General features: G+C 74.3%; 8 protein-coding genes. 1 reads left to right on the plus strand and 7 read right to left on the minus strand.

The window, feature by feature from the left end; translation table 11 throughout:
* Positions 1 to 264: 264 nt before the first annotated feature.
* Genes R4Z63_RS13580 through R4Z63_RS13600 form a run of 5 tightly spaced genes read right to left on the minus strand, consistent with a single transcriptional unit; the run spans position 265 to position 7,544 of the window.
* Positions 265 to 1,437, minus strand: coding sequence for an acyl-CoA dehydrogenase family protein (locus R4Z63_RS13580; protein WP_384447697.1), 1,173 nt, complete (start codon positions 1,435 to 1,437; stop codon positions 265 to 267).
* Positions 1,434 to 3,344, minus strand: a complete 1,911-nt coding sequence (locus R4Z63_RS13585; RefSeq protein ID WP_384447700.1) for an ATP-binding protein — start codon at positions 3,342 to 3,344, stop codon at positions 1,434 to 1,436. Before R4Z63_RS13585 ends, R4Z63_RS13580 begins: the two co-directional genes overlap by 4 nt.
* Before the next feature lie 8 nt (positions 3,345 to 3,352).
* Positions 3,353 to 4,951 (minus strand): acyl-CoA carboxylase subunit beta, encoded by a 1,599-nt coding sequence (locus R4Z63_RS13590; protein ID WP_384447703.1) that lies wholly within the window; start codon positions 4,949 to 4,951, stop codon positions 3,353 to 3,355.
* Entirely contained in the window at positions 4,948 to 6,708 is a 1,761-nt protein-coding gene (locus tag R4Z63_RS13595) for an acyclic terpene utilization AtuA family protein (protein WP_384447706.1), read from the minus strand. The genes R4Z63_RS13590 and R4Z63_RS13595 overlap by 4 nt, the downstream gene beginning before the upstream one ends.
* Positions 6,708 to 7,544 (minus strand): TIGR03084 family metal-binding protein, encoded by an 837-nt coding sequence (locus R4Z63_RS13600; protein ID WP_384447709.1) that lies wholly within the window; start codon positions 7,542 to 7,544, stop codon positions 6,708 to 6,710. The genes R4Z63_RS13595 and R4Z63_RS13600 overlap by 1 nt, the downstream gene beginning before the upstream one ends.
* A 328-nt stretch (positions 7,545 to 7,872) precedes the next feature.
* Here R4Z63_RS13600 and R4Z63_RS13605 point away from each other — a divergent pair, with 328 nt between their 5' ends.
* Positions 7,873 to 9,495 (plus strand): CocE/NonD family hydrolase, encoded by a 1,623-nt coding sequence (locus R4Z63_RS13605; protein WP_384447712.1) that lies wholly within the window; start codon positions 7,873 to 7,875, stop codon positions 9,493 to 9,495.
* Between the two features lie 184 nt (positions 9,496 to 9,679).
* Here R4Z63_RS13605 and R4Z63_RS13610 read toward each other — a convergent pair whose 3' ends face one another.
* Both R4Z63_RS13610 and R4Z63_RS13615 read right to left on the minus strand, forming a co-directional pair.
* Positions 9,680 to 10,615, minus strand: coding sequence for an EamA family transporter (locus tag R4Z63_RS13610; protein ID WP_384447715.1), 936 nt, complete (start codon positions 10,613 to 10,615; stop codon positions 9,680 to 9,682).
* Between the two features lie 57 nt (positions 10,616 to 10,672).
* Complete coding sequence (locus tag R4Z63_RS13615; protein ID WP_384447718.1) at positions 10,673 to 13,444, minus strand: FAD-binding and (Fe-S)-binding domain-containing protein; 2,772 nt, start codon at positions 13,442 to 13,444, stop codon at positions 10,673 to 10,675.
* Positions 13,445 to 13,460 lie beyond the last annotated feature (16 nt).

The raw sequence follows: 13,460 nt of genomic DNA on the forward strand, positions 1-13,460 counted from the left end.
ACCGCGCCCGCGCCCCGGCCCCGGGCTCGCCCCTGCGGAGCACGGTCGGCGCGCGGCCCGGCCGCCTCGGACAGGCGGACCCGCCCCCGGACAGGCGGATCCGACCCCGGCGGGGCGGGGCAGTACCCCGAAGCCCGGCCGAACCCTGTGCGGGCCGGTCCGCGCGCGGTGCGGGCCGGTGCCCGGCGGGCGGGCCGCCCGGACGTGGGCGGGGCGGTGGCCGCGCGACCACCGGGCCGACTCCGCCGAGCGCCCCGCAGGGGCTCAGTACGACTTGGGGAGGCCAAGGGTCTGGTGGGAGACGAAGTTGAGGATCATCTCGCGGCTGACCGGGGCGATACGGGCCACGCGGGAGGCGGTGATGAGTGAGCCCAGGCCGTATTCGCGGGTGAGTCCGTTGCCGCCGAGGGTGTGGACGGACTGGTCCACGGCACGGACGCAGGCCTCGGCCGCGGCGTACTTCGCCATGTTCGCGGCCTCGCCCGCGCCCATGTCGTCACCCGCGTCGTACAGGGCGGCTGCCTTCCCGGTCATGAGGCGGGCCAGTTCCAGCTCGATGTGGGCCTGGGCCAGCGGGTGGGCCACGGCCTGGTGGGCTCCGATCGGCTCCTTCCACACCTGGCGGGTCTTCGCGTACTCGACGGCTCGGGCGAGGGCGTAGCGGCCCATGCCGATGGCGAAGGCGGCGGTCATGATGCGTTCGGGGTTGAGACCGGCGAAGAGCTGGAGGAGGCCCGCGTCCTCGTCGCCGACCAGGGCCGAGGCGGGCAGGCGCACCTCGTCCAGGGTGAGTTCGAACTGTTTCTCCGCCGCCTGCAGCTCCATGTCGATGGCCGAACGGCCGAAGCCCGGGGTGTCGCGCGGGACGATGAACAGGCAGGGCTTGAGGGTGGGTGCGGCCCCGCCGGGTGATGCGGTCTCGGTGCGGCCGACGATGAGGGTGGCGTCGGCGATGTCGACGCCGGAGATGAAGACCTTGCGGCCGGTGAGGATCCAGTCGTCGCCGTCGCGGCGGGCCGTGGTGGTGATGCGGTGGGAGTTGGATCCGGCGTCGGGTTCGGTGATGCCGAAGGCCATGGTGCGGCTGCCGTCGGCGAGGCCGGGGAGCCAGCTCCGCTTCTGGTCGTCGGTGCCGAAGCGGGCGATGACGGTCCCGCAGATGGCGGGCGAGACGACCATCATGAGCAGCGGACAGCCCGCGGCGCCCAGCTCTTCGAGGACGATGGCCAGTTCGGCGATGCCGCTGCCTCCGCCGCCGTACTCCTCGGGGAGGTTGACGCCGAGGTAGCCGAGCTTCGCGGCCTCGGCCCACAGTTCGTCGGGGTGGCCGCCCTCGCGGGCGACGCGGTCGAGGTAGGCGCGGCCGTAGCGCTGCCCGAGGGCGGCGACGGCGGCGCGCAGGGCACGGTGTTCGGCGGACTCGATGGTGGGGCTCATGGCTGCGGTTCCTCCTGGACTACGGCGAGCAGGGCGCCGAATTCGACCTGTTGGCCGGTGACGGCGTGGAGCGCGGTGAGCGTGCCGGTGGCCGGAGCGAGGATGCGGTGCTCCATCTTCATGGCCTCCAGCCAGAGCAGGGGCTGCCCGGCGGCGACGGCGCTGCCGGAGGCGAGGCCCTCGGCGACGCGGACGACGGTGCCGGGCATGGGGGCGAGCAGGGAGCCCGGTTCGGTGCGGTCCTGGGGGTCCGGGAACCGGGGGACGGGGGTGAGGGTGTGGGATCCGAGCGGGGAGTCGACGTAGACCTCGGTGTTGCTCGCATTGCGTTTCACGTGGAACATCCGCCGGATGCCGTCGACTTCGAGGGTGACGAGGTGTCGTTCGGCCGACACCACTCGAACGCCGGGGTGGTAGACGGGGTGGTACTGGACCTCGTACGTGGTGCCGGCGCCGGTGTAGCGGCGGGTCTGCGGCTGGGAGCGGAGGTTGCGCCAGCCGCCGAGGCGGGCGGCGAGAGGCGCGTCCGGGGCGGGGGCGGCCTCGGCGAGAGCGGCGGCGAGAGCGGCGGTACCGGCGTCCGGGGCGGTGTCGGTGAGGGTGGTGAGGTGGCGCTCGTAGAAGCCGGTGTCGAGGTGTGCGGCGGTGAACTCGGGGTGGCGCAGGGAGCCGACGAGGAGTTCCCGGTTGGTGGTGAGCCCGTGGATGCGGGCTCCGGCGAGGGCGTGGGCGAGGGCGCGGACGGCTTCGGCGCGGGTGGGGGCATGGGCGACGACCTTGGCGAGCATGGGGTCGTAGTGGACGCCGACGGTGTCGCCGTCGGCGAAGCCGGTGTCGACGCGGACCCGGCCGGGGATGTCCAGGGTGTGCAGGACACCGGTCTGGGGGCGCCAGTCCTGGGCGGGGTCCTCGGCGTAGAGCCGGGCCTCGACGGCGTGTCCGGTGGGCTCCGGGGGTGCCGGGGGCAGGGCAGCGCCCTCGGCGACGCGCAGCTGGAGGGCGACCAGGTCGAGGCCGAAGACGGCTTCGGTGACGGGGTGTTCGACCTGGAGGCGGGTGTTCATCTCCAGGAAGTACGGGCGCCCGTCGGCGGTGACGAGGAACTCCACGGTGCCCGCGCCCCGGTAGGAGACGGCGCGGGCCGCGGCGACGGCGGCGGTGTGGAGGCTCTCGCGCAGGGTGTCCGGCAGGCCGGGCGCGGGGGCCTCCTCGATGACCTTCTGGTGGCGGCGTTGGAGGGAGCAGTCGCGGGTGCCGAGGGCCCAGACGGTGCCGTGGGCGTCGGCGAGGATCTGTACCTCGACGTGCCGGCCGCGCTCCACGTAGGGCTCGGCGAAGACCTCGCCGTCGCCGAAGGCGGAGGCCGCTTCGGCCGACGCGGCGTGCAGGGCCTCCTTGAGCGCGTCGAGGTCGCGGACCAGGCGCATGCCGCGGCCGCCTCCGCCGGCCGCGGCCTTGAGCAGGAGGGGCAGGTCGGCGGGGGTGGCGGTGGCCGGGTCGACGGGGTCGAGGAGCGGGACGCCGGCGGCGCGCATCAGTTGCTTGGCCCGGGTCTTGGAGGCCATGGCCTCGATGGCCTCGGGGGGCGGGCCGACCCAGGTGAGCCCGGAGTCCTGGACCTGGCGGGCGAAGTCGGCGTTCTCGGACAGGAAGCCGTAGCCGGGGTGCACGGCGTCCGCCCCGGCGGCAAGCGCGGCTTTGATGACGAGATCGCCGCGCAGGTAGGTGTCGGCGGGGGCCGCGCCCGGCAGCCGCACGGCTGCGTCGGCCGCGCGGACGTGCAGGGCGTCGGCGTCCGGGTCGGAGTGGACGGCCACGGTGGCCAGGCCGAGATCGCGGGCGGTGCGGAAGATCCGTACGGCGATCTCGCCCCGGTTGGCGACGAGGAGGGAGGTCAGGTGCGTCATGTGAGGGCTCACATCCGAAAGACGCCGAAGCCGCCACGGGCGCCCTCGACGGGGGCGTTGTGGACGGCCGACAGGCACAGGCCGAGGACGGTACGGGTGTCGCGCGGGTCGATGACGCCGTCGTCGTAGAGCCGCCCGGACAGGAACATCGGGAGGGACTCGGACTCGATCTGCGCCTCGACGAAGGCCCGCATGCCGGCGTCCTGTTCCTCGTCGTAGGGAAGTCCCTTGGCGGCGGCGGACTGCCGGGACACGATGGAGAGGACTCCGGCGAGCTGCTGGGGGCCCATGACGGCGGATTTGGCGCTGGGCCATGCGAAGAGGAAGCGGGGCTCGTAGGCGCGGCCGCACATGCCGTAGTGGCCCGCGCCGTAGCTGGCGCCGATGAGCACGGACAGGTGCGGGACCTTCGAGTTGGAGACGGCGTTGATCATCATCGAGCCGTGTTTGACGATGCCGCCCTGCTCGTACTCCTTGCCGACCATGTAGCCGGTGGTGTTGTGGAGGAACAGGAGCGGGATGTCGCGCTGGTTGGCGAGCTGGATGAACTGTGCGGCCTTCTGGGACTCGGGGCTGAACAGCACGCCCTGTGCGTTGGCGAGGATGCCCACCGGGTAGCCGTGCAGGGTGGCCCAGCCGGTGACGAGGCTGGTGCCGTAGAGCGGCTTGAACTCGTCGAAGTCGGAGGCGTCGACGATGCGGGCGATGACTTCGCGGGGGTCGAAGGGGGTCTTCAGGTCGGGCGGGACGATCCCGAGGAGCTCCTCCGGGTCGTAGAGGGGCTCCTCGGCCTTGGGCGGGTCCTGGTGGGGCTTGCGGTGGTTCAGGCGGGCCGCGATGCGGCGGGCCTGGCGGATGGCGTCGTACTCGTCGAGGGCGTAGTGGTCGGCGAGTCCGGAGGTGCGGGCGTGCATGTCGGCCCCGCCGAGGGACTCGTCGTCGCTCTCCTCGCCGGTGGCCATCTTGACCAGGGGCGGGCCGCCGAGGAACACCTTCGACCGGTCCTTGATCATGATGGTGTGGTCGGACATGCCGGGGATGTACGCCCCTCCGGCGGTGGAGTTGCCGAAGACCACCGCGACGGTCGGGATGCCCTCCGCGGAGAGCCGGGTGAGGTCGCGGAAGATCGCGCCGCCCGGGATGAAGATCTCCTTCTGGGAGGGCAGGTCGGCCCCGCCGGACTCCACGAGGCTGATGACGGGCAGGCGGTTCTGCCGGGCGATCTCGTTGGCCCGCAGCGCCTTCTTCAGCGTCCAGGGGTTGCTCGCGCCGCCGCGGACGGTGGGGTCGTTGGCGGTGACCAGGCACTCGACGCCCTCGACGGTGCCGATGCCGGTGACCATGGAGGCCCCGACGGGGTAGTCGCTGCCCCAGGCGGCGAGCGGGGACAGCTCCAGGAACGGCGTGTCGGGGTCGAGGAGCAGCTCGACGCGTTCGCGCGCCAGGAGCTTGCCTCGTTTCTTGTGGCGGGCCGTGTACCTGTCCCCGCCGCCCTCCAGGGCCTTGGCGTGCTCGGCGCCGAGGGCGTCGAGGCGCTCCAGCGCGGCCGTGCGGGCCCTGGTGTGCTCGGGGGCGTGCGGGTCGACGGTGGTGCGCAGACGGGTCATGGGCCGGTCCCCTCCGGGGGCGGGAGCAGGTGGACGGGGATGTCGAGGTGGCGGGCGCGCAGCCATTCGCCGAGGGCCTTGGCCTGGGGGTCGAAGCGGTGGCCGGAGGCGACACCGTCGCCGAGGATGCCGGTGACCGTGAAGTTCAGGGCACGCAGTCCCGGGAGTTCGTGCCGGTGCACGGCGAGGCCGCGGGTCTCGGGGAGCAGGGCCCGGAACCGGTCGACGGTCAGGGTGTCGCGCAGCCAGTCCCAGGCAGGGTCGGAGCGGACCCAGACTCCGACGTTGGCGTCGCCGCCCTTGTCGCCGCTGCGGGCCCCGGCCAGCACGCCGAGGGGGGCGCGGACGGTCTCCCGGGACTCCGCCCGGCACCCGGCGGGGGCTGCGGCCCCGGCCTCTTCGGAGGGCCCTCGCCCGTCTGCGGTGGGGGCCCCTCCCCCGGACCGTCGTGCCTCGGACACCGGTGGGGCCGGGACGGGGACGGTCATCGGCATCCGGGTGCCGTCCGGGAGGACCGCGGTGTGCGGGACCTGATCCGCGGGGACGAAGACCGAGGAGAAGACCCCGTACGGCTGGGCCGGGCCGGGCGGGGCCGTGACGTGGAAGCCCGGGTAACTGCCGAGGGCGAGCTCGACGGCCGTCGAGGTCAGGGCCCGGCCGACCCGGTCCGGGGACGGGTCGCGGACCACCAGGCGCAGCAGGGCGCTCGCCGCCTCCTCCGTGTCGGCGTCCGTGTGGTCGGTTCGGGCCAGGGTCCAGACGGCGTCGGCGACGCCCTCCAGGGTCTCGGCGAGCTGGGAGCGGACCAGTTGCGCCTTCGCCTCGATGTCGAGGCCGGTGAGGACGAAGACCACCTCGTTGCGCCAGCCGCCGAGCCGGGTCACGCCCACCTTGAGGGTGGCGGGCGGGCGCTCCCCGCGCGTTCCCGTGACGCGTACGCGGTCGACGCCGTCGCCGGTCAGCCGGACGGTGTCCAGGCGGACCGTGACGTCCGGGCCCGGGTAGCGGATGCCCTGTGTCTCGTAGAGGAGTTGGGCGGTGACGGTGCCGGTGGTGACGGCTCCGCCGGTGCCGGGGTGTTTGGTGATGACCGCCGAGCCGTCCTCGGAGATCTCCGCGAGCGGGAAGCCGGGGCGCTGGACGTCGTGGGCGGTGAAGAAGGAGTAGTTGCCGCCGGTGGCCTGGGTGCCGCATTCCAGGACATGGCCCGCGACCACCGCTCCCGCCAGCCGGTCGTGGTCCTCCGGGGTCCAGTCGAACCACCAGGCCGCCGGGCCGCTGACCAGTGCGGCGTCCGTGACCCGGCCGGTGACGACCACGTCGGCGCCGGCCCGCAGGCAGGCGGTGATCCCGGCGCCGCCGAGGTAGGCGTTGGCCGTCAGGGCGCCGTCCTGGCGGGCGGTGAGGTCGTCGCCCTCGACGTGGGCCACGGAGACGGGCACACCCACCGTGGCCGCCAGTTTCCGCACGGCGTCGGCGAGTCCGGCCGGATGGAGGCCGCCCGCGTTCGTGACGATCCGTACGCCCCGTTCGTGCGCGAGCCCGAGGCCCTCCTCCAACTGGCGCAGGAAGGTCTTGGCGTAGCCGAGGTCGGGGTTCTTCAGGCGGTCCCGGCCCAGGATCAGCAGGGTCAGCTCGGCCAGGTAGTCCCCGGTCAGCACATCGAGGGGACCGCCGGTGAGCATCTCGCGCAGGGCACTGAAGCGGTCCCCGTAGAAACCGGACGCGTTGCCGATGCGCAGCGGCCGCCGGTTCATCAGGCGGTCCCCCGGTCCGGTCCGGCGCCCGGCTCGCGCCCCGCTCCCGCAGGTCCGGCGAAGGCCTGGGCGATGTCCAGCCAGCGCTCGGCGTCCGGGCCGGTCGCCGTCAGGGCCAGGTCGGCGCGGTGGGCGCGCCGGGTCACCAGCAGGCAGAAGTCGAGGGCCGGGCCGGTGACCCGCTGCGGGGCCTGCGGCGGCCCGTACGCCCAGACCCGCGCGCCGTCGGGGGCGGCCAGCTCCACCCGGAACTCCCCCTCGGGCGCGGGCAGTCCGCGTACGGCGTGGGCGTAGTCGCGGGCTCGTACGCCGATGCGCGCCACATGGCGCAGCCGGGCGGTCGGGGTGCGGCGCACTCCGAGCGCGTCGGCGACGTCCTGGCCGTGCGCCCAGGTCTCCATCAGGCGGGCGCCGGCCATCGAGGCGGCCTTCATGGGCGGCCCGTACCAGGGGAATCGGGTGTCGGACGAGGCGCTGGCCAGGGCCTGCGCAAGCGCGTCGCGCGTGTCCCGCCAGCGGCTGAGGAGCTCGGCGGGCGGCAGCGCCGCGCCCTCGCGCGCGCCGTCGTCGACGAAGGAGTCGGGGGCCTTCAGTGCTTCCTCGACCATGGCGCCGAAGCCGGTGGCGTCGGTGAGGGAGAGCAGCGAGGCCCGGTCGGTCCAGTGCAGATGGGCGATCTGGTGGGCGATGGTCCAGCCGGGCGCGGGAGTGGGCCGGGCCCAGTGGGGGGCGGGCAACCGCTCCACGAGGGCGTCGAGTTCGCGTCCCTCCTCGCGCAGATCGGTGAAGACGGCGACGGCGTCGTCGACGGCGGCGGCGGTGGACGAATCGGGCACGATGCGCTCCCCTTCTCGGCGTGAGGGGAAGACTGGCAGCAGCCAAGAAAACAATCAAGCACGCTTGCATGATTTTTCGAGCGACCCTCGCCGAGTGGCGTCTTCTCGCCACCCGACCCAAACCAGTTGAATCCGCGGGCAGTTGATCCACACCGGGACGGAGTGCAGGTCTCACGGCGCGACCGCGCCGGAGAGCACGGAGGGCGATTCAGGCCGTAAGCCGGAAACCCGCGAAACGTCACCGGATGTCCCGTCGATACTGAACGCTCCGCTCCGGGCCCGGGCGGGCGACCACGTTCGTGTCACTCGACGAAGAGGATGAACTGACGTGACCCCAGCCGCCCGACCCTCCTTCTCCCTCTATCCCGAACTCGATGCGACCGCCCTCGGCGCCTTCGTCTCCGCGCTGGAGAGCGGCGACGTCACCGGCCTGCCGCCCGCCCGCGCCGCCGGGGTCGCCGAGGCCCGCGCCCGCAGCGTCTTCACCCGCGGCAAGGTCACCGGCGCCGACGGCGACCTCCTCGACGCGGCCCTGTGGCGGCACACCGGGATCCGGCCCCGCCCGATGATCGTCATGCCCTCGCCCTGGACCAGCCTGGGCTGGCTCGTCTACGCCGTGCAGGCCACGCTGTTCGCGGCCCGCGGCTACGACGTCATCGCCTACTCGGCCCGCGGCTTCGGCGGCTCCGAGGGACAGGTCGACGTGGCCGGCCCGCTCGACGTGGCCGACGGCAGCCGCGCCCTGGACCACCTGATCGAGCGCAGCACCGGCCCCGTGACGAAGGTCGGCTTCCTCGGTGCCTCGTACGGCTCGGGCATCGGCCAGCTGGTCGCCGCGCACGACACCCGGGTCGACGCCGTGGTCGCACTCAGCAGCTGGGGCGACCTCGGCGAGGCCTTCCACGAGAACTCCACCCGGCACGTGGCAGCGGTGCGGGCCCTGCTCGAAGCGGCGGCGAAGGCCCGGCTGAGCCCACAGACGCGGAGCGCCTTCGACCACCTGCTGACCGGCAGCGACATCCGGGGCGTCCTGCGGTGGGCCGAGGTCCGCTCGCCCCTCACCCACGTCAAGGAACTCAACCGCCGCCGGGTTCCGGTCTTCTTCTCGCACGCCTGGCACGAGACTCTCTTCCCGCTCAACCAGACCCTCAGGATGTTCAACGAGCTCACCGGGCCCAAGCGGCTCGCCGTCTCCGTCGGGGACCACTCCGGCCCCGAGACGGCGGGCGTCCTCGGCCTGCCGAACCGGATCTGGACCGACGCCCACCGCTGGTTCGACCACCACCTCAAGGGCATCGACAACGGCATCGACGGCGAGGGGCAGTTCCTCGGCGAGGTCATGTGGAGCAGAACCCTCGAACCCCGCCCGACCTGGCCCTCCGCCACCGAACGGCTGCACCGCCTCTACCTCGCGGGCGACGGCGGGCTCGGGCCCGAGACGGTGGCCGGATGGACGGCGACCGTGCTGTGCGGGATGGACACCCCGGCGACCGTCGCCGACAGCGTCGTCGCGTCCGGGTACGCGGAGATGGCCGGCCGCCCGAAGGCCTACCCGGCCGAGGGGATCGACCGCACGGTCGCCGCCGTCTGGACGGCCGAACCGGCCGCGGAGACCGTCCGACTGCGCGGCACGCCCCGGCTCCGCGTGACCTACCGGGCCGCGAACCCGGGCTCCACCTTCGTCGCGTACCTCTTCGATGCGGGCCCGGACGGCACGGCCCACCTCATCACCCACGCTCCGTTCAGCGACCTCCAGTCACCGCCGGACAGCCTGATCAGCGCGGACATCGAGCTCCAGGCCACGGCGTACGACGTGCGGCGCGGCCACCGTCTGATGCTGGTGATCGACGCCCGCGACCCGTTCTACGCCGACGCCAACCTGCCCCGCGCGACGCTGGCCTTCACCTCGCCGGAGGCCACCCCGTCGTGCCTGGACCTCCCCCTCGGCTGATGCCGTGCGCCCGCCCAGCCGGTCCCCCGCGGCCGTCCGGGCGGGCGCACGCTCCACAGATGACGCACGGAACACAGCTCCGGTTGCAGGGTTCCGGACGGAGCGGGAACGGGATCTCGGCGGTCCGGTACGAGTGGGGCGCGGGGGCGGCTCCGGGGACGGCGGCCGGGCGGCCGGCCATCCCTCAGCCGGGCTGTTTTCCGATCTGGGAGCGGACCGCGCCCATGCTGGCCGCGATGACGAGGGCGATGGCCAGGGCGTCCAGCGCCGACAGGGCCTGGTTCAGGACGAGGAAGCCCGCGGTGGCGGCGATGGCGGGTTCCAGGCTCATCAGGATCGCGAAGGTGGGGGCCGGCATCCGTCGCAGCGCCAGGAGTTCCAGGGTGTAGGGCAGGACGGACGACAGTACGGCCACGCCCACGCCCAGGGCGAGGGTGCTCGGGACCAGCAGGTCCGAGCCCGCTTCGTAGACGCCCAGCGGCAGCGAGAGGACGGCGGCGGCGGCCATCGCCAGGGCCAGTCCGTCCGCCTGCGGGAACCGGCGGCCGGTGCGCGCGCTGAACACGATGTACGCGGCCCACATGGCGCCCGCGCCGAGCGCGAAGGCCGCGCCCAGCGGGTCGAGGGAGCCGAAGCCGAGGCCGCCGCCTCCGTGGCCGGACAGCAGGGCCACTCCGCCGAGGGCGAGGCCGGCCCACAGCAGATTCACCAGGCGGCGGGAGACCACGACGGACAGGGCCAGCGGCCCGAGGACCTCCAGGGTGACCGCCGGCCCGAGCGGGATCCGGTCGATGGCCTGGTAGAAGAGGCCGTTCATGGCGGCCATCGCCACGCCGAACGCGACCACGGTGCCCCAGTCGGAGCGCGTGTACCCGCGCACCTTCGGCCGGCACAGGAGCAGCAGCACGATCGCGGCGGCCGCGAGGCGCAGGGTGACCACGCCCGCAGCACCCGCCCTCGGCATGATCATGACGGCGAGGGCGGCACCGAACTGGACCGAGACACCCGCCGAGACCACCAGTGCCACCGGGCCGAAACGGGACCGGACCCCTGGGACGGAGGGGTCGGCGGAGTGTGCGGCGGCGGGGCTGGTCGTCGGGGACGCGGAAGGTGCGGGCATGCAGCCAGCCTAAGCCCTCGTAAGGAGTGTCGCCGCTTCTCTTTCCTTACATGCCCGTTAGGGCCGCGTGCCGGCTGCGGGCCCGTGGGACTCTTCGGCCGCCAGCCCTTCCGCGAGGAGTTCCACGAGGTGACGGGCCCGCACTCCGCCCAGCTCGGCGATCTGGGTCCGGCAGGAGAACCCGTCCGCCTGGACCAGCGCGCCCGGCGGGGCCGTGCGCAGCGACGGCAGGAGCTGCTCCTCCGCACAGGCCACCGACACCTGGTGGTGTCCCGGCTCGAAGCCGAAGTTCCCCGCGAGACCGCAGCAGCCTCCGGCCGGCTCCCCGGCGAGCCCGGCGCGCTCGCGCAGCCGGCGGTCGGCGCCGTCCCCGAGGACGGCGTGCTGGTGGCAGTGGGTCTGGCCGACCAGCGGACGGTTCAGACGGGGCGGCCGCCAGCCGGGCGCGTACTCCTCCAGGGTCTCGGCGACGGTGCGTACGGCGGCCGCCAGGCGGGCCGCGCGCGGGTCGGCGGGGAGCAGGGCGGGCAGGTCGGTGCGCAGGGCCGCGGCGCAGCTCGGTTCGAGGACGGTGACGGGTCCGGCGACCTCGCCGAGGGTGTCCAGGGTGCGGCGCAGGACCTTGCGGGCCCGGTCGAGGCGGCCGGTGGAGAGGTAGGTCAGGCCGCAGCAGATCCGGCCGCCGCCGCGGGGGACGGTCACGTCGAGGCCGGCCGCCCGGAGCACCCGGAGCGCGGCGTGGCCGACCTCGGGGGCGAGGTACTCCGTGAACGTGTCGGGCCACAGGACGACGGCCGGCCCGGACACGGGGCCGGCCGCACCCGCGCCCCGGGTGAACGGCCGCTTCGCGAGTTCCGGCAGGGCCCGTTCGCGGGCCAGGCCCGGCACGGGCACCGGCAGCAGGCGCAGGGCCGCGTTGACGGCGCCCGCCGCCCGCAGGCGGTGGATCAGGCGCAGCCATCCCGGCAGGCCGCCGAGCGTGTAGTGGGCCGCCGGCCGGATGCGGCCGGCCCAGTGGTGGTGCAGGAACTCCGACTTGTACGCGGCCATGTCGACGCCGACCGGGCAGTCGCTGCGGCAGCCCTTGCACCCCAGGCACAGGTCGAGGGCCTCGGCGACCTCCGGCGAACGCCAGCCGCCGGTGACGACCTCCCCGGCGAGCATCTCGTGGAGCAGCCGCGCGCGGCCGCGCGTGGAGTGCTGTTCCTCGCCGGTGGCCCGGTAGGAGGGGCACATCACGCCCGGTCCGCCCGGCTCGCCGGTCCGGCACTTGGCGACGCCGACGCACCGTGCGACCTCGGCGGCGAACGGGGTGGCCGGGAGGACCTCGAAGCGGAGGTTCTCGTCCAGCCGGGCGGGCCTGACCAGCATCCCCGGGTTCATCCCGCCCGCCGGGTCCCACACGTCCTTGTAGGCGCCGAAGAGCCGGATCACCTCGTCGCCGTACATCTTCGGCAGGAGTTCGGCACGCGCCTGCCCGTCGCCGTGTTCGCCCGAGAGGGATCCGCCGTGGGCGACGACGAGATCGGCGAGTTCCTCGGAGAAGGCCCGGTAGCGGGTCCGGCCGGCCGCGGAGGCGAGGTCGAAGTCGATGCGCGCGTGGACGCAGCCCTCGCCGAAGTGCCCGTACGGGGTGCCGTGCAGCCCGTGGGCGGCCAGCAGGGACCGGAACTCCCTCAGGTACGCGCCCAGCCGGGCCGGCGGGACCGCGCAGTCCTCCCAACCGGGCCAGGCCATCCGCCCGTCGGGCGTCCTGGTCGCGGTGCCGGCGGCGTCCTCGCGGATCCGCCACAAGGCCCGCTGCCGGGCCGGGTCGGTGACCACCAGCACGTCCAGTGCGTCCGCGCCGCGGGCGACGGCCCGCGCCCCGCCCTCGTCCGGCATCTCGACGAACAGCCAGGCCCGCCCCCGGGGCAGTGCCGCGGGCCGGCCCGCCGGGCCGGCGGCCCCGCCCACCAGGTCCTCGGCCATGCCCTCGACCGTGAGCGGCCGGTACGGGAGCAGCCCGGCGGCCGCGTCCGCCGCCGCGCTCTCGTCGGAGTACCCGAGGACGGCCAGGACGGGCGCAGGCGGCAGTTCGACGAGGCGCACCACGGCCTCGGTGACCACGGCGAGGGTGCCTTCGCTGCCGCAGAAGGCCGGTGCGAGCCGCACACCGCGTTCGGGCAGCAGCGCGTCGAGGGCGCCGTAGCCGGAGATCCTCCGCGAGAAGGCGGGCGGCATGCCGGTGCGCAGCAGGCCGAGGTGCGCGCCGACGAGGTCCCGCAGGCCGTCCGGGGCGCCCTGCCAGCCGGTGCCGATGCGGTGGGGCACGCCCCCGTAGGCGGTCACGGCGAGTTCGGTGACGTTGTCGGCGGTGGTTCCCCAGGCCACGGAGTGGGCGCCGCACGCGTTGTTGCCGATCATGCCGCCCAGGGTGCAGCGGGAGTGGGTGGAGGGGTCGGGCCCGAAGGTCAGTCCGTACGGGCGCACCGCGTCCCGCAGCCGGTCGAGGACCAGGCCCGGCTGGACGACGGCGGTGCGGGCGGCCGGGTCGACGGACAGCAGGGCGTTCATGTGCCGGGTGAGGTCGAGGACCACGCCGACACCGGTGGCCTGCCCGGCGATGGAGGTGCCGCCGCCCCGCGGGACGACGGGCACGCCCGCGTCGGCGCACACCCGCAGTGCGGCCGCGACGTCGTCGGCGTCGCGCGGGGCGACGACGCCGAGGGGGACGCGCCGGTAGTTGGAGGCGTCCATGGTCACGAGGGCGCGTGCCGCGGCGCTGAAGTCCACCTCCCCGCGCAGCTCCGCCCGCAAGGTCCGCTCGACTTCACCGGGTGTCGTCACGGAGCCCAGCCTGCCA

This window comes from Streptomyces sp. PL-29 (assembly GCF_058344425.1).

What these genes read in the sequence shown, in the direction of transcription:
- R4Z63_RS13580 (WP_384447697.1), bottom strand. Translation starts at nt 1,437, where the DNA reads ATGAGCCCCACCATCGAGTCCGCCGAACACCGTGCCCTGCGCGCCGCC.
- R4Z63_RS13585 (WP_384447700.1), bottom strand. Translation starts at nt 3,344, where the DNA reads ATGACGCACCTGACCTCCCTCCTCGTCGCCAACCGGGGCGAGATCGCC.
- R4Z63_RS13590 (WP_384447703.1), bottom strand. Translation starts at nt 4,951, where the DNA reads ATGACCCGTCTGCGCACCACCGTCGACCCGCACGCCCCCGAGCACACC.
- R4Z63_RS13595 (WP_384447706.1), bottom strand. Translation starts at nt 6,708, where the DNA reads ATGAACCGGCGGCCGCTGCGCATCGGCAACGCGTCCGGTTTCTACGGG.
- R4Z63_RS13610 (WP_384447715.1), bottom strand. Translation starts at nt 10,615, where the DNA reads ATGCCCGCACCTTCCGCGTCCCCGACGACCAGCCCCGCCGCCGCACAC.